Origin of the sequence: Pseudoclavibacter caeni (assembly GCF_008831125.1) — a bacterium.
Lineage (GTDB): Bacteria > Actinomycetota > Actinomycetes > Actinomycetales > Microbacteriaceae > Pseudoclavibacter_A > Pseudoclavibacter_A caeni.
The window spans coordinates 1-16709 of the sequence record NZ_WBKA01000007.1; the positions used below are offsets into that span (position 1 = coordinate 1).

The 16709-nt window shown below is 74.4% G+C and carries 12 protein-coding genes and 1 rRNA gene; 9 read left to right on the top strand and 4 right to left on the bottom strand.

All coding sequences use genetic code 11. The features are described 5' to 3' along the window. The 5 genes from rrf to F8O02_RS08035 form a co-directional block, all read left to right on the top strand. Positions 1-80, top strand: a 5S ribosomal RNA gene (rrf, locus tag F8O02_RS08020); the annotation flags it as partial. Positions 81-656: 576 nt separating this feature from the next. Continuing rightward, positions 657-1358 carry a hypothetical protein gene (locus tag F8O02_RS08025; protein WP_158036734.1) on the top strand — a complete coding sequence of 234 codons (702 nt, stop codon included), beginning with the start codon at positions 657-659 and terminating at the stop codon, positions 1356-1358. Beyond that, a complete protein-coding gene (locus tag F8O02_RS09260; protein WP_218859543.1) occupies positions 1355-2002 on the top strand; it encodes a hypothetical protein in 648 nt (215 codons plus the stop codon). The genes F8O02_RS08025 and F8O02_RS09260 overlap by 4 nt, the downstream gene beginning before the upstream one ends. Further along, entirely contained in the window at positions 1999-2475 is a 477-nt protein-coding gene (locus tag F8O02_RS08030) for a DUF4186 domain-containing protein (RefSeq protein WP_218859545.1), read from the top strand. The genes F8O02_RS09260 and F8O02_RS08030 overlap by 4 nt, the downstream gene beginning before the upstream one ends. Then, positions 2472-3173, top strand: coding sequence for a mismatch-specific DNA-glycosylase (locus F8O02_RS08035; protein WP_225734224.1), 702 nt, complete (start codon positions 2472-2474; stop codon positions 3171-3173). Before F8O02_RS08030 ends, F8O02_RS08035 begins: the two co-directional genes overlap by 4 nt. A gap of 134 nt (positions 3174-3307) precedes the next feature. Here F8O02_RS08035 and gndA read toward each other — a convergent pair whose 3' ends face one another. Next, the gene (gndA, locus tag F8O02_RS08040; RefSeq protein WP_158036736.1) at positions 3308-4813 is read right to left on the bottom strand and encodes an NADP-dependent phosphogluconate dehydrogenase; all 1506 of its coding nucleotides are present in this window, start codon (positions 4811-4813) and stop codon (positions 3308-3310) included. Between the two features lie 240 nt (positions 4814-5053). Between gndA and F8O02_RS08045 the strand changes: the two genes are divergently transcribed. From F8O02_RS08045 to mfd, 4 genes are all read left to right on the top strand, one after another. Continuing rightward, positions 5054-6400, top strand: coding sequence for a Na+/H+ antiporter NhaA (locus F8O02_RS08045; protein ID WP_179416271.1), 1347 nt, complete (start codon positions 5054-5056; stop codon positions 6398-6400). A gap of 238 nt (positions 6401-6638) precedes the next feature. Then, positions 6639-7292: a 50S ribosomal protein L25/general stress protein Ctc gene (locus F8O02_RS09035; protein ID WP_179416272.1), complete on the top strand. Its 654-nt coding sequence runs from the start codon at positions 6639-6641 to the stop codon at positions 7290-7292. Next, entirely contained in the window at positions 7289-7888 is a 600-nt protein-coding gene (gene pth, locus F8O02_RS09040; protein WP_179416273.1) for an aminoacyl-tRNA hydrolase, read from the top strand. Before F8O02_RS09035 ends, pth begins: the two co-directional genes overlap by 4 nt. A 308-nt stretch (positions 7889-8196) precedes the next feature. Then, a complete protein-coding gene (gene mfd / locus F8O02_RS08055) occupies positions 8197-12219 on the top strand; it encodes a transcription-repair coupling factor (RefSeq protein WP_158036789.1) in 4023 nt (1340 codons plus the stop codon). 12 nt (positions 12220-12231) lie between these two features. On the opposite strand, the gene F8O02_RS08060 is transcribed toward mfd, so the two are convergent. Genes F8O02_RS08060 through F8O02_RS08070 form a run of 3 tightly spaced genes read right to left on the bottom strand, consistent with a single transcriptional unit; the run spans position 12232 to position 16521 of the window. Further along, on the bottom strand, positions 12232-13074 hold the full coding sequence (locus F8O02_RS08060; protein ID WP_318655774.1) for a MazG family protein: 843 nt from the start codon (positions 13072-13074) through the stop codon (positions 12232-12234). Further along, positions 13067-14146: an ABC transporter permease gene (locus F8O02_RS08065; RefSeq protein WP_158036738.1), complete on the bottom strand. Its 1080-nt coding sequence runs from the start codon at positions 14144-14146 to the stop codon at positions 13067-13069. The genes F8O02_RS08060 and F8O02_RS08065 overlap by 8 nt, the downstream gene beginning before the upstream one ends. Continuing rightward, positions 14146-16521 (bottom strand): ABC transporter ATP-binding protein, encoded by a 2376-nt coding sequence (locus F8O02_RS08070; protein WP_158036739.1) that lies wholly within the window; start codon positions 16519-16521, stop codon positions 14146-14148. Before F8O02_RS08070 ends, F8O02_RS08065 begins: the two co-directional genes overlap by 1 nt. Positions 16522-16709 lie beyond the last annotated feature (188 nt).

Below are 16709 nucleotides of genomic sequence, written 5' to 3' on the forward strand. Positions count from 1 at the left end.
TTCCGAACCCGGAAGCTAAGCCTCACAGCGCCGATGGTACTGCACGGGGGACCGTGTGGGAGAGTAGGACACCGCCGGACACCCATTCCACCTCGGGCCCGCACCACACCAGTGGTCGCGGGCCCGAGGTGCACCCACAACCACACCAAGCCACACCACCCGGGCGCCCCCACGCCAGCCTGACACATCCCCGCCGACACACTCGACAACCACCCGACCCGCCTGCTTCTTCGCTCCTGCCAGGGCCGCAGCCATCAGGTGGCACATCTTCACCCCGACCGATGCCCTTCCTCACCCATCCGCCGCACGCCGCCATGGTGGCACAATGAAAGGCGGTGCCTGAATCACATCCCATCGGAGTCGATGACGGATCGTGCACAGACCTCATATTCATCACCGAGCACCTGAGAGCATGGAGACCATGGCAGACCATCACGACAGCGACCGTTCCAGACACGACCACGGCGGCCATCGGGACGACCGACGTTCGCGTGGCCGTGACGCCGGACGCGGTGGCAGGCCTGATCACGACCATTTCGATCGTGGCCATGAGGGCTCCAGACGCGGTCGTGACGGCGATCGCCGTCACGATGGCGAGCGTCGCCACGACAGAGGCGGACCTCAGAGGCGCACCTGGCATGATGATCGTCGCGGCAATGAGCAGCATCATGGCGATGGCCACCGCTCGGACGGGGATCGCTCGGGATACCGCCGCGACCGGCACGACGACCGGCGCGGTGGACGTGACGGTCGCTGGCAGCGCGGCGGAGACGACCGCTGGCGAGATCGACAGGACGATCGCCACGAGGGCGGTGCCCGGCACGATCGACGCGGCAGGGGCAGCTGGGAGGACCGGCGTGACCGCCCCCGGGGGCGTGACGACTGGCACAGTGAGCATCAGAACCGTGAACACGGGCGCGACGGTCACTGGGAGGATCGTCGGGATCGCTCCCAAGGTCGCGGCGGCTGGAACGGTGCCCATCGAGACGAACACCGTGACCCTGACGGATTCCGCGGAGACCGGCGCGATGATCGATCGAGCGCTCGGGGACGCTGGGACGACCGGCGTGGTGGCGACGGTCGCTGGCATGGTCGTCACGAGGGCGACCGGCAGCATGACCAGCGTGATGATCGGCGTGCCCGCCAGGACGGCGGCCGCTGGGAGGACCAGCGCGACCGCCGCCGCGATGACCGCCGTCGTGCGTCGGGTCGTGACCACGACCGGCCTGACCGTCGTGACGGTCGCCATGATCGCGGCGACAGCCGTGGCCGCCGTGACGATTCCAGGTCGCCGCGTCGCACGCGTCCTGACGAGCTGCAGCTGCCGGAGACGATCACGCCACGCGACCTCCCCATGAGCATGCGCGTCGCGCTCAAGTCGCTCCCCCGGGAGAAGGCCGACACCGTGGCGTGCCAGCTCGCGATGGCGCTGATGCTGCTCGATGACGATCCCGCCGCGGCGCACGCCTACGCCCAGGCCGCGGTGCATCGGGCCGGACGCGTGGGCGTCGTCCGCGAGATCGCCGGCCTCGCCGCCTACCGGGCCGGTGACTGGGCCACCGCGCTGCGCGATCTGCGTGCGCATCGCCGAATCACCGGCGACCAGACGAACCTCGCGATCATCGCCGATGCGGAACGGGGCCGCGGCCGGCCGCAGGAGGCGATCCAGCTCGCCGAGGAGGCCGACCTCGCCGAGCTGCCCACGGCGACGCGTGTTGAGCTCGCGATCGTCGTCAGCGGTGCATGGCGGGACCAGGGCGACCTCGACCGGGCGCGGAAGGCGCTCGAGATCCCCGAGCTCGACCCCGACACCGCCTACGCGTTCAGCGCCCGGCTCTTCGAGGCCTACGCCGACGTGCTGAAGACTCTCGGGGACCCCGCGGCGCGGGACTGGGCGGTTCGCGCCGGAGTCGCGGAACAGGCGTGGGCGAGGCGCGAGGGAGGAGACCTCGACGACGACGCCGAGTTCAGCATCCGCGATCTGGGGGAGATCATCGAGTGACCGGCCGGCCGGGCGTGCTCGACCGGCTCGCGCGCAGTCGGTTCCGCTCGAGCTTCCACCTCGACGCCGCGGACGCCGCCTATGCGCGCGAGCACGGCCGCGACACGATCGCCCGGCACGCCCGCGACCTGCTCGCCGGACGGGTGGGCCCCGCCGAGCCGCGGAACGACGGACGGCAGACGCCGTACCACGGTCACCCGGTGTTCACCGCACAGCACGCCACCGCCACCTGCTGCCGCGGCTGCATCGCGAAATGGCATGGCATTCCCAGGGGATGCGCGCTCAGTCCCGCGGAGCTCGACCGGCTCACCGGGCTCGTGATGGCCTGGCTCGATCAGGATCTCGCCCGCGACCTTGCCGCGCGGCGCGAGCGGGTGGCACGGCGGGACGCACGCGCCGCACAGGACGCGCCGCAGGGTGTGCGAATGGACGGCCAGACTGCGCGGCAGGACGAGCAGGCGGCACGGCGATGACCGCACGGGAGCGATCGACCGGCTCGGCACAGCGGGACGCAGCCGGACCGGAACCTGCCCGGCAGGGTATGGGCCAGCCCGGACGTCTGGACACTTCGAGCCCCCGGGTCTCGAACCGCCCGCATCGCCGCCGGTTCACCCGCGCGGAGCTGCTCGCGCATGAGAACGGCACCGTCGACGACATCATCGGCCCGGACTGCCGGCTGCTGTTCGTCGGCGTCAATCCGGGACTCTGGACGGCGGCGGTCAACGCACCGTACGCGTACCCCGGCAACCGGTTCTGGCCTGCGCTCGAGCGGTCCGGGCTGCTCGACCGGCGGCTCGACGCCAGTGACGGGCTCGACGCGGCGGAGCGTGCCGTCTTCATGCGCGCGGGACTCGGGTCCACGAATCTCGTCGCCCGGGCGACCGCCCGCGCCGCCGAGCTCGACGCCGCCGAGCTGCGCGCCGGTGCCGAACGGCTCGTCGCTCTGGTCGGGCGAGTGCGGCCGCGGGCCATCGCCGTGCTCGGCATCACCGCCTGGCGGACGGCCTTCCGGCGTCCGCACGCCCGTATGGGCCGGCAGGAGGAGACGATCGCCGACGTGCCGGTGTGGGTGCTGCCCAACCCGAGCGGGCTGAACGCGCACGAGACCGTGGACACGATCGCCGCGCGGATGCGCGAGGTCGGCCGGGCGGCGGGACTGCTACTCGACTGACTGGCGGTGGGCTGGCGAGGTGACCGGGGCGCGGCCGGCCTGCGCAGACGGTCGGGCGCCGTCGAGCCGGTCGGGCTCGGGGCTCGGTAGGCTCGGGGCTTGGCCGGGCCTGGCCGGCAGGCTGCCGCAGGTGCTCAGCCGACCCGGATCTCGGAGCGATCCCCGCTCCACAGCGTGTGGTAGGCGCCGGGACGATCCGTGCGCTCATACGTGTGGGCGCCGAACAGGTCGCGCTGGCCCTGGACCAGCGCGGCGGGCAGCCGTGGCGACCGCAGCCCGTCGAAGTACGCCAGCGAGCTCGCGAACGCGGGCACGGGGATGCCGGCGAGCGTCGCATGCGCCACCACCTGACGCCAGGCGCCCTGGGCCGCGTCAAGCAGCCGGGCGAAGTGCGGGGCGAGCACCAGCGAGGCCGGAGCGTCCGCCGGGTCGCCGTCGTAGGCGGCGGCGATGAGGTTCAGGAACCCGGCCCGGATGATGCACCCACCGCGCCAGATGCGCGCGATCGCGGCCAGGTCGATGTCCCAGCCGAACCGGGCGGCGCCCGCGCGGATCTCGTCGAACCCCTGCGCGTATGCGACGAGCTTCGCGGCGAGCAGCGCCTGCCGCACCGCCTCGACGAACGCGGCACGGTCGGTGACGGCCAGCGTGCCGCCCGGGTACCCCTGGGCCTCGGTGAACCGGGCCTGCGCGGCCTCGCGCGGAGCGGTCTGGGTGGAGAGCCCGCGGGCGAACACCGCCTCCGCGATGCCGGTCACCGGTGTGGCGAGGTCGAGGGCGGTCTGCACCGTCCATGTGCCCGTGCCCTTCATGCCGGCCCGGTCGGCGATGACGTCCACCAGCGGCAGCCCCGTCTCGGCGTCCACCTGGCGCAGCACCTCGGCGGTGATCTCGATCAGGTACGAGTCGAGCTCGGTGCGGTTCCATGCGGCGAACACGTCTGCGATCTCGGCGGGGGTCATCCCCGCGCCGCGCCGCAGCAGGTCGTAGCTCTCGCCGATCAGCTGCATGTCGGCGTACTCGATGCCGTTGTGCACCATCTTCACGAAGTGGCCGGCCCCGTCGGTGCCGACGTGGGTCACACAGGGCTCGCCGTCCACCCGCGCGGCGATAGACGCGAGGATTGGGCCGAGCGTCTCGTACGACTCGACGCTGCCGCCCGGCATGATCGACGGGCCCTCGAGCGCACCCTCCTCGCCGCCGGAGATGCCCGCGCCGACGAAGTGCAGCCCGTGCTCGCGGGCGGCCGCCTCACGCCGGATCGTGTCGGTGAACCGGGCGTTGCCGCCGTCGACGATGATGTCGCCCGGCTCGAACACTTCGGTCAGCTGCCGGATGACCTCATCGGTCGGCTCGCCGGCCTTCACCATGATGATCGCCGTGCGCGGGCGGGCCAGCGCTCGGGCGAAGTCGGTGATCGACTCGGTCGGGATGAACGTCCCCTCGTCGCCGTGCGCGGCCATGAGGTCGCGTGTGCGCTGGGGGCTGCGGTTGAACAGGGCGACGGCGCTGCCGTGCCGGGCGAGGTTGCGGGCGAGGTTGCCGCCCATCGTGGCGAGGCCGACCACGCCGATGTTCGCCCGCCCCACGAGGTCGTCGGGGAGCGCGAGGGACGAGGACGCTGGAGCACTGGAGGTCATGCCCGGATTCTACCGGCCGGGGCTCGCACGGGTGTGGCGGTTCGGACGGTGCCGCCGGGACATCCCCGCCCGGGATAGACTGGGGCGGTTCCGGCCTCGGCCGGATGGTGAGTCGGGAAGTCTGGTCGACCGGGGGCGCGTGCGGCGCCCTCGTCCGCATCCGCTCGCGCATCCCGCGCCCACCTCTGGAGGCGACCGTCGACCATGCCCGCGTCCCCCGAATACCCCTCGAACCAGGCCATGACCTCCGACCCGTCCGCGGCCGCTGCCCGTCCTGCGGCGTCCGCCCCGTCCGCGAACCCGGGACGACCCGCCCCGCGCCCCCGGCGGTGGCGCCCGCCGGCGGACGCGCGCCCCGGCATCCTGCTCATCGTCGCGTCCGTCATCGCCCTCGCGCTCGCCAACAGCCCGCTGGCCGACGGGTTCCACGCCCTGCTGCAGACCCCGGTCGGCCCGGCCCTCGCCGCGGACGGCCCACTGACCGTGCACGCCTGGATCGCCGACGGACTGCTTGTCGTGTTCTTCTTCGTCACGGGTGTCGAGCTGCGCGCCGAGTTCACCACCGGCAGCCTCTCCAGCCCGCGGCGCGCGGTGGTGCCCATCGCCGCCGCGCTCGGCGGCATGGCGGCGCCCGCCGGCATCTACCTGCTCGTCAACCTGCTCGCCGGCCAGGCCGGCCAGCCCCACGGCTGGGCAGTGCCCACCGCGACCGACATCGCGTTCGCGGTGTCGCTGCTCGCCCTCGTCGCCCCCGGCGTGTCGGCCGGGGCGCGGGCGTTCCTGCTCGCCCTCGCGGTCGCGGACGACCTGTTCGCGATCATCGTGATCGCCGTGTTCTACACCGGCGGGGGCTCGTTCGCCTGGCTCGCCGGCGCCGCGGCGGCCATCGCGGCGTTCTGGGCGGTGGCGACCGCGGGACGCCGCGTCGCGCTGCGCGGGGTGCCCGACGGACCCCGGTTCCCGCGCCGGCGGGCCGCGCTGTGGGCGCTGACCATCTCGGGCCTCGGGCTCGCCGCGATCGCCTGGTGGTGCACGCTGCGCTCCGGGGTGCACCCGACCATCGCGGGAGTCGCGCTCGGCCTCGCGATCGCCCCCGACGCGTCCGCCCGCGTGCTCGCCACGCTGGAGCCGGTGTCGACCTGGGCGGCGGTGCCGCTGTTCGCGTTCGTCAGCGCCGGCGTGCCCGTGGGGCTCGACGCGCTCGCGGACGCCGCCGGCGACCCCGTCTCGATCGGCGTGCTCGCGGGGCTCGTGCTCGGCAAGCCGCTCGGCATCCTCGTGGTGACGTGGCTTGTGACCCGCCTGACGGGGCGTGCGTCGGCGCGCGACGCGGGTGGCGTGCCGGACGGAGCATCTACGCCCGGCGGGTCGAGTGAAGCCGGAGCCAGCTGGCCGGATCTGTGGGTCGTCGCGATCCTCGCGGGCGTCGGCTTCACGGTGTCGCTGCTCGTCGCGAGCCTCGCGTTCGACAGCGCCGAGCACGTGGCGAACGCGACCGTCGCGGTCCTCGCGGCGTCCGTCGTCGCGCCGCTGCTCGCATCCGTCGCCTGGCGGCTGATCCGCCGGCGCCGGGCCGCGTCGCGTTGAGGGCGGGCATGGACGCGCCGGCCGCGCGCGCGTAGAATGGCCGGCGGTACTTCGGCGAGGGCCGCATCCGTGCGGCCGTGATCGACGCAGTGAGAGTGGGCCCCGCCCGCTCCTCGCGCACGAGCTCGAGTCGAGCAGGAGGACGGGGCCGTCCCGTCCCATGACCATGCGCCCGCATCCCGCGGGCGCCTGCCGTCCGGCATGGCGCCGGCGGCGTGCAGGACGAAGGAGAACACTCATGGCAGGAACCACCCTGGAGACGGATCACGTCTTCGACGCGCAGGTGCGCACCGAGTTCGGCAAGGGCGCCTCGCGGCGGCTGCGCCGCGCCGGCCAGACTCCCGCGGTCATCTACGGCCATGGCGACGCCCCCGTGCACGTCGCCCTCGACAGCCACCAGCTGATGCTCGCGCTGCGCGTGTCCAACGCGCTGCTGTCGGTGAAGGCCGGCGACGACGAGCACCTCGTGCTGGTCAAGGACGTGCAGCGCGACCCGGTGCGCCGCGTCATCGAGCACGTCGACCTACTGGCCGTCAAGCGCGGCGAGAAGGTCGAGGTCGAGGTGCCGCTGCACCTGGTCGGCCAGCCCGTCGGCGGCACGATCGCCGAGCTCGACATCACGACCGTCGCCCTGCGCGTCGAGGCGATCAGCATCCCCGAGAAGATCGAGGTGCCGATCGAGGGCGCCGAGGAGGGCACCCGCGTGCATGCGGGCGACCTCGCGCTGCCCGAGGGCGCCGAGCTGGTCACCGATCCCGAGGCGCTCATTGTCGCCGTGATCGTGCCGAGCGCCGCCGACATGGGCGACGCCGCCGACGAGCTCGCCGTCGAGGCCGCCGAGGCCGAGGCCGCGGCGGAGGCCGAGGGCGCCGGGGACGCGCCGACCGCGTGAGCGACGCCCCCTGGCTCGTGATCGGGCTCGGCAACCCCGGGCCCGAGCACGCCGGCACGCGCCACAACGCCGGCCGGATGGTCGTCGAGCGGCTCGCCGACGACCTGAACGCTGGCGCGCTGCGGCGCGAGCGCCGGCTTAACGCGTCGGTGGCGACCGCGGTCGCCACCGACACGGCCGGTCCGCATCGGATGCTGCTGGCCGAGCCCGGCAGCTACATGAACCTCTCCGGCGGCCCCGTCGCCGCCCTCGTGGGCTACTACCATGTGCGCCCCGACCACCTCATCGTCGTCCACGACGATCTCGACCTGCCGTTCGGCACCCTGCGCCTGAAACGCGGGGGCGGCCACGGCGGGCACAATGGGCTGCGGGACATCATCGCCGCCCTCAAGACCCCCGACTTCCTGCGGGTGCGCGTCGGCATCGACCGCCCGCACACCCGGCAGCCGGTCGCCGACTACGTGCTGCGCCCCTTCACCACCGTCGAGCGGCGCGAGCTGCCCATGCTCGTCTCCGACGCCGCGGACGCCGTCCAGGCGATCGCGCTCGACGGGCTCGAGGCCGCCCAGCGGCGCGTCCACGCGCCCCGATCCTGAATGACCCACGGTCGCATCCGCGCGACCGGGTCGCGACGGCCGCATCCCGTCGCGCTGCAGAGGAGGACATCGTGCCAGATCGCACGGATCGCACCAACCGCCCGGCTCGCTCTGATCGTCCGGGTCGCGGGGGCCGTGCGGCCCCCGCGACCTCAGCCCATGAGCCCGCGTCCGCCGAGCCCGCGGCCCTCCCTGCCGACCCGACGGCCGCCGCCGCGCTCACCGCCGCGTTCGAGAGCACCGCCGCCTTCTCCCGCGTGCGCGACGCGATCGACGACCCCGACCTCGGCATCGTCGGCGTCGAGCGGATGCGCACGGCCCTGCTCGCCGCGATGATCGATGAATATGCCGGGGGCACCCCCTCTGGCCGCGTCGACCGCGCCGCCGCCGACGTCACCGACCAGTACCTCGTGATCACCCCGACCTCCCGCGAGAGCGACGTGGTCGTGCGCGCCTTGAGCGCCCTGCTGCCCGCCGCCCGGGTGCGCGAGCTGCCCGCCTGGGAGACCCTGCCGCACGAGCGGCTGAGCCCCTCGCCCCAAGTGACCGGCGCCCGGCTCGAGGTGCTGCGCGCGCTCGCCGACCGGCGGGACGCGCGCGCGGCGGACGCGACCACGGCGCCCGCTCGCCCCGTGCAGATCGTCGTGGCGAGCGTCCGCGCCGCGCTGCAGCCGGTCGCCGACGACCTGGCCGACATCCGTCCGCTCGACCTCGCGGTGGGGGAGGAGCATCCGCTCGAGGAGCTCGCCGCCCGGCTCGTCGAGATGGCCTACGCTCGTGTCGACCTGGTCACTCGCCGCGGCGAGTTCACCGTGCGCGGCGGCATCGTCGACGTGTTCCCGCCCACGGCCGAGCTGCCCGTGCGCATCGAGCTGTTCGGCGACGAGATCGACACGATCCGGCCGTTCCACGTAGCCGACCAGCGCACCACCGGCGAGGCGCTCGACCGGGTGACGATCGGCGCGACCCGCGAGCTGCTGCTCACCGACCACGTGCGCCAGCGGGCGGCCGAGATGCAGCACGAGTTCCCGAACCTCACGAGCATGCTCGAGCGGCTCGCGCAGGGCATCCCCGTCGAGGGCATGGAGTCGCTCGCCCCGGCGCTCGTCGACCGGCTCGTGCCCGTCACCGACTATCTGGCCGAGGACGCGGTGGTCGCCGTGCTCAGCCCCGACCGGGCCCGCACTCGCGCCGAGAGCCTCGTCGCCACGAACCGCGAGTTCCTCGACGCGGCGTGGACGGCGGCCGTCGCCGGTGCCGAGGCGCCCATCGACTTCAGCGGCGGCGAGTACCTCGACCTCGACGCGCTGCGCCGCGCCGCCCGGCCCCGCCACTGGTGGCAGCTCTCCCCGTTCGGGGCCGCGCCGGCCGGGGACGCCGCCTCCGCGTCCACCGGCTCGGTCGCGATCGCCGGGCGCGCGGTGCCCGCGTTCGCCGGGGACGCGGACGGCGCCGTCGACCACGTGCGCGAGCTCGTCGCCGCCGGCTGGCGGATCGCGATCGCCGCGGCCGGGCCAGGCACCGCCGAGCGGACGCTGCGCCTGCTCGCCGAGCACGAGGTCGCCGCCCGGCCGCTCGCGGTCGCCGACGCGGACGCCGCCGCACTCGGCAGCGCGCTCGAACCCGGGGTCGCGGGCGTCCTCGTCGCCGACATCGAGGAAGGCTGGGAGCTGCCGGACGACCGGCTCGCCCTGATCACCGAGACGGACTTCTACGGGCGCGCCGCCCAGGTCGCCCGGGCCGGGGCGAAGAAGGTCACCCGGCGGCGCCGCGACGCGGTCGACCCGGTCCAGCTGCATCCGGGCGACCTCGTGGTGCACGAGAAGCACGGCATCGGCCGGTTCATCGAGATGACGAGCCGGGAGATCGGCGGACGCGAGGGGCGGCACCGGCGCGAGTACCTCGTCCTCGAGTACGCGCCCAGCCGCCGCGGGCACCCGGGCGACCGGCTGTACGTGCCCACCGACCAGCTCGACCAGCTGACCCGGTACGTGGGCGGGGAGGACCCGAAGCTGTCGAAGCTCGGCGGCTCCGACTGGTCGCGCACGAAGTCGCGCGCGCGCAAGGCCGTGCACGAGATCGTCGTCGGGCTGGTGAAGCTGTACGCCGAGCGCGCGCACGCCCGCGGGCACGCGTTCGGGCCTGACACGCCCTGGCAGCGGGAGCTCGAGGAGGCTTTCCCGTACGCCGAGACCCCCGACCAGCTGCGCACGATCGACGAGGTCAAGCGCGACATGGAGAGCGAGACCCCGATGGACCGGCTCATCGCCGGCGACGTCGGGTTCGGCAAGACCGAGATCGCCGTGCGGGCCGCGTTCAAGGCCATCCAGGACGGCTGCCAGGTCGCCATGCTCGTGCCGACCACGCTCCTCGCTCAGCAGCACACCGAGACGTTCGCGGAGCGCTTCGCGGGCTTCCCGGTGCGGCTGCGCACGCTCTCGCGGTTCCAGACCGACAAGGAGGCGCGCGACACGATCGCGGGCCTGGCCGACGGCAGCGTCGACATGGTCATCGGCACACACCGGCTGCTGTCGAAGAGCATCACGTTCCACGACCTGGGGCTCGTCATCATCGACGAGGAGCAGCGCTTCGGCGTCGAGCACAAGGAGCGGCTCAAGGAGCTGCGCACGAACGTCGACGTGCTCGCGATGAGCGCGACGCCCATCCCCCGCACGCTCGAGATGGCGGTGACCGGCATCCGCGAGATGTCCACTCTCGCCACCCCGCCCGAGGCCCGGCACCCGGTGCTCACGTACGTCGGCGCGTTCAGCGACCGGCAGGTGACCGCCGCGATCCGCCGCGAGCTGCTGCGTGAGGGCCAGGTGTTCTACGTGCACAACCGGGTCGGCGACATCGCCCGCCAGGCGGCCCGGCTTGCCGAGCTCGTGCCCGAGGCGCGCATCGGCGTCGCACACGGGCAGATGGGCGAGGACGAGCTCGAGCGGGTGATCGTCGACTTCTGGGAGCACCGCTACGACGTGCTCGTCTCCACGACGATCATCGAGACGGGCATGGACATCCAGAACGCGAACACGCTCATCGTCGACGACGCCCAGCGGTACGGGCTCGCCCAGCTGCACCAGCTGCGCGGACGCGTCGGCCGCGGCCGCGAGCGGGCGTACGCGTACTTCCTGTACGACCCCGAGCGGACGCTGACCGACACCGCCCACGACCGGCTCGAGACGATCGCCGCGAACAACGAGCTGGGCGCCGGCATGCAGGTGGCCATGAAGGATCTCGAGCTGCGCGGCGCCGGCAACCTGCTCGGTGGCGAGCAGTCCGGGCACATCGCCGGGGTCGGATTCGACCTGTACCTGCGCATGGTCGGCGAGGCCGTCGACGAGTTCAAGGGCGAGGGCCACGCCGAGCGCGTCGAGCTGCGCCTCGAGCTGCCGGTCGCCGCGCACATCCCGGAGACGTACATCGACTCCGAGCGGCTGCGGCTGGAGGCGTACCAGAAGCTCGCCACCGCGTCGAGCCCGTCCGGGCGGGAGGGCGCGATCGACGCGACCGTCGAGGAGCTCGCCGACCGGTACGGGGCGCCGCCGCAGGCCGTGCGCAACCTCGCCGCGATGGCCCGGCTGCGCCGCGACCTCGCCGACTCCGGGCTCTCGGAGGTCGTCGCGGTCGGCGGTCGGCTGCGCATCGCCCCGCTGAATCCCTCCGACTCGATGGCAGTGCGGCTGCGTCGGCTGCACGGCGGGTTCACCCGGCTGCCGGGCGGGCAGGGCGTGCTCGTGACGATCCCCGAGGCGGTGCTCGCCTCGGCGAACGCCCCGGCCGCGGCCGGCCGGTCGGACGCCGGCCTGCTGGGCGCCGGGGCCGGCGGCTCGGCGCCCGGTGGTGCGGGCGGTGCGGATGCCGATGCGGACGCCGCGGACGCCACGACGCTGATCGCCTGGGCGCGCGGGCTGCTCGCCGACCTCGAGATCCTCGAGCCGGTGAGACAGGGGGCCGGTGCGGATGCTGCCGGTGCCGGCTCGGGAACGTCCCGGCGAGGCGCGCGCGGCATGGGGGCGCGACGGGGCGCGACGGGTGGCTCTGGCGCGTCCGGGGCTTCGGGAGCGTCCCGTGTCTCCGGTGCTGCTGGGGCCGGTGCCTCCGGTGCGGCCCGGGGGAGGACGGCATCGGGCGCGGGACACCCCGCCGCCGGAGCCGCCGCCGGAGCCGCCGCCGGGTCGGCCGGTTCCCGGCCGGCCGCGGGCGAGGGCGCGCACACGGGTGAGCGTCCGCCGACGTTCGCCGAGCGCACCGCGAGCCGTCGTGCCGCCGCCGAGGCTCGCGCTCGCGCTCGCCGGGACGCCCGCCGGCGCCGCCGTGACGACTTCTGAGCGGCGCCCGGGTCAGTCCTCCGACGGTTCGGCGACCCCGATGACCCCGGCGTCGCCCGCGGCCCGCTCCGCCGTGTGGATCTCGGCCTGGAAGTCGCGCAGTGTCGACCGCAGCGCCCGCTCGGCGTCCATGCCGCTCGCCTTCGCCGAGGCGACCACGGCCAGCAGCAGCCGGCCGAGCTCCTCCTCGGTGTCGACCGCGAACGCCCCGGGCCGGGTCGCGTCGAGCAGTCCCAGCCGGTGCGCCCGCCCGATCACCTTGTCGGCGAGCGCCAGCGCGGGCATCGCCTGCGGGATGCCGTCGAGCACGCTCGTGCGGTCGCTCTTCTCTCGGGCCTTCGCCGCGTCCCACACGGCGACGACCTCCTCCGGCGTGTCGGCGTGGGCGTCGCCGAAGACGTGCGGGTGCCGGTCGCGCATCTTGCGGTCCACCGCCTTCGCGAGGTCGTCGATGTCGAAGCGGCCCTCGGTCTGGGCGAGCCGGGCATGGAAGAGCACCTGGTAGAGCACGTCGCCGAGCTCCTCGCGCAGCGCCTCGGTCGCGGCGGGTGAGCCGTCATCGGTCTCGATCGCGTCGAGGGTCTCGTAGGTCTCCTCGAGCAGGTACCGGGCCAGGGAGCGGTGGGTCTGCTCGCGGTCCCAGGGGCACCCGCCCTCGGAGAGCAGCCGGTCGACGGTGCCGACGAGCGCGTCGAGCGCGGGATGCGCCGCCGGCCCCGGCCGGGCGGCCCCGAACGGGGTGGGGATCGCATCCGTCCGGGCGGCGGCACTCGCGGTGCCGGCCTCGGTGGGCACGGTGGACGCCGCGGTCGGGTCGTCGTCCGTACGGGGCGTCTCGGTGTCGTGGTCAGTCAAGACGCTCCTTCGACGGGCGGCGGTAGGGGGTGCGGACGCGATGGGTCGCCCACCCGAGCAGCAGCAGGGCGAGCACGGCCTGACCGGCCATGCCCCAGAACCACACCGGCTGTGTGCCGGCCATGCGCTGCTCGGGGGTGTCCTGGGCGGTGGTGCTCCACGTGCACTCGTCGACGGTGTCGGTCGGGATCGGGGAGTGCTGCGCCGCGCGCAGATCGACCTTGATCGCGGTGAGCAGGTTCGTCGGGTAGCCCTCGGCCGTGCCGGAGCCGCCGCGCCCGAACCGGGCCGGGGTCGCGTCCGCGACGATGACGAAGGGGTTCGCGGCGAGCACCGGCCAGACGAGATCGGTGCGCTGGTAGGTGCGCTCCTCGGTCACCATGCGGCAGCGGGTGCCCGACTGGTCGGCCTGGTCCGACGCATCCGCCTGACCGCTCTGGTCGGCGGACGTGGACTGCTCGGCCACGTAGCGGTTCACCTGGACGCTGCGGGTGCTCGTGACCATCGACGACCCGGCCCCGTAGGCGATGGCGGTGCCGACCGTGAGCACGCCGATGAGCAGGTAGCTGAGCGCGGTGGCCGTGGCGCCGCGGGTGACGATGCCGGAGAACGCGACCGAGACGGCCGCGAAGAACGCGAGCTCCACGAGCAGCGCGACGAGCGACACCGTGATGATCAGCCAGTGCACGTGCCCATACCAGGCGGCGAACACGAGGAACGGCGCGGCGGTGAGCACGAGGACGAGCGAGGCCAGCCAGGCGGCGACGGCCTTCGCCCAGATGATCGCGGCCGGTCGCACCGGCGAGGCCTGCACGAGGGCGAGCACCCCCGAGGCGCGGTCCTCGCTGACGGAGCCGCCGGCCAGCGCGGGCACCAGCACGGTCGCGAGGAACAGGGTCGCGTAGACGAGCAGTGAGAACAGCCACTCGCCCTCGGCCTGCCCGGTGGCCCAGGCGATCAGCCAGGCGCCGCCGGTGATCCCGGCCAGCGCGATCAGCCAGATGACCAGCAGGGGCACCCAGCCGCGGGCATGCAGCCGCTGGTGCATCTCGAGTCCGATCAGTGCGCGCATCAGCGCTCCTCTCCCTCGCGGGCACGCGCTCCGGTGACGGACGCGGCGGCGGCGGTGGTGCCGGCCGGCGGGTCCGCGGCGTCCCGGGCGCCGAGCGCGTCTAGCACCGACTCGGTCGTGTCCTCCGGTGAGCGGTCGAGGAGCGCCCGGTGGATCTGCTCGACACGGCCGATCGCCGGCTCGTAGACGTGCACGGGCACCCCGGCGATCACGAGCCGGGCCAGCAGCAGGTTCGCCGCCTCGTCGCTGCCGAGCAGCACCTCGACCGACTGGGTCACGGGGTCCAGCGTGAACGGGGTCTCGAACCGGCGCAGCGCGCCGGCGAGCGCCTCGGGGTCGAGGCTGCGGATGCGCCACGGACGGGGTGCGCTCGCGGCATCGTTGACCTCGGCGGCGGAGGCGGTGACTCCGTGGTAGAGGTACACGACGTGGTCGGCCAGGTCATCGAGCGTGTCGAGCCGGTTCGTCGCGAGCACGATCGTGTGCCCCTCGTCGGCGAGCCGGCGCAGCGTCTGGCGCACGAGCCGGGCGGCCTGCTCGTCGAGCCCGGAGGTGGGCTCGTCGAGCAGGATGATCTGCGGGTCGTGGACGATCGCCCGGGCGAACGAGAGCAGCTGGCGCTCGCCGCGGGAGAGCAGGCGGGCCTGGGTGCGAGCCTGCTCGGTCAGGCCGGTGGCTTTGAGCAGGTCGATGACCCGGGCGCGGGCCTCGGCCCGGCCGAGCCCGTACATGCGGGCGAAGGTCAGCAGGGTGCGGCGCACGGTGATCCGGGGCCAGGTGGGCACGTGATCGGGCATCCAGCCGATGGAGGGCCGGGCGTCGGTGGGGCGGGCGACGGCGTCGATGCCGTTGATGCGCATCGTGCCGCCCTGCGGCTGCAGCAGGGTGGCGAGGATGTGCATGAGCGTCGTCTTGCCCTCGCCGCTGGAGCCGACGATGGCGGTGACCTCGCCGGAGCGGGCGGTGAAGCTCACGTCCACGAGCACGGGATGCCGACGGCCGTAGCCCCGCTCGAGGTGGCGCACCTCGACGTCGCGCTCGGTGATCAGCGGCGCGGCCGACTCCTCGTCGGCATCGTCGTCGGTGGGCTCCTCTGTCGCCGCGCGGGCGCGGGCGAGTGCCTCCGCGGCGCTCGGCCTGCGGTCCGGCCGCTCCGTGGCGGATGCCTCGGTGTCGGTCGCATCCGCCCCGGTGCCCTGTGGCACGTCGCCCGACTCCCGCGCGGCCTCGCCGGCGGGGAGCGTGATGGGGGTGATCACCAGCCGGTCGCCGGCGGTCGCTCCTGCCTCGGCGGTCTCGGCGGCCTCGATCGCCGCGGTCTCGGCGGTCGCCTCGATCGCACCGGTCTGTGCGGCGTCGACGCCCGCCGGGGCGGCGCCCTCCGCCAGCGCCTCCGCGTCGGTCTCCCGGGCGATCGTGGCGCTCACCGCGGCCTCCTCGGCGGCCACCGGGTTCGGCTCTGTGGTGACGGGCGGCTCGGTCACCGCCGGGCGCGCCGTCGGCTCCGAGGGGTGCAGGCGGGCGGCCAGCGCGGCGTCGGCCGCGGCGAAGGGCGCGGGCTTCCGTCGCTCTGGCTGCCCGGCGGCGGGAGCGGGAGCAGCAGGTGCGGACTCGGCAGGGGCTGAATCGGCGGCTGTGGGGGCGGTGGGTGTGGGCTCGGCCATCTCGGACCGCTCTGCGCGCTCGGGCGCCGCGTCGGCCGCGGCGTGCTCGTCGGGTGACGTCCCCGGTGCCTCGGCGGTGGTGCCGGGCTCACCCGTGGCGATGGATGCGGCAGCCTCCCCCGGGGCGATCGGAGCGCTGTGGGCGGCCGTGGCATCGGTCGTGGTGGACGTGATCTCCGCGGCCTCGTGCACGCGCTCCGCACGAGCGCGCTCCCGCTCCTCCTCGTGTGCGCGTGCCCGGGCGGCGGCCTCGGCGATCCGGGCCGCGTCGGCCGCAGCCTGGCCGCTGTCATACACGGGCCGCTCCGCGGGCGTCCAGGTGATGCCGGGCTCGTCCGCGGCGTCCGCGTGCGGCGCGTGCCCCTCGGCGGACTCGTCGGAGGTGGCGTCCGCGACGGTCGCGTCCCCGGTCTCGGCGGTGCCGGGCACGTCGACGGTGTCCGGGCTCAGCGGCCGGGCGGAGGCGATGAAGCCGTCCGGGCTGCCGATCGGTTCGCCGGGCGTCGGGCGCGCGGGGGTCTCGTGATCCTTCGCGGCCGGGACCGTGGCGTCGACGGTGCGCGGATCGCTCGCCGGGGCGCTGCCGTCCATGGGCACGGGCCGCTCGACGGTCACCTCGTCGGCAGGCCGCCTGCGCCATCCGAAGAGGCCGCGTCGCTGCTGTCCCTTGCCGTTCCTCGCGCCGCCGTTCCTCGCGCCGTTCTTCGCCATTGGCCTCGCCTCACCGCCTCGGACGTCGCCGCGGGCGAGGCGGTACGCGTCGCCCCGGCGTCGTGCGGACACTCGTCCACGACTCTCAGCGTAGGCATGAACCCCCGACGCCGGGGGCTGATCCCCCGGCGCGTCCGCACCGGCGCATCCGCGTCACGGCGGCCCGGCCGCGCGGAACCGGCCGGTCG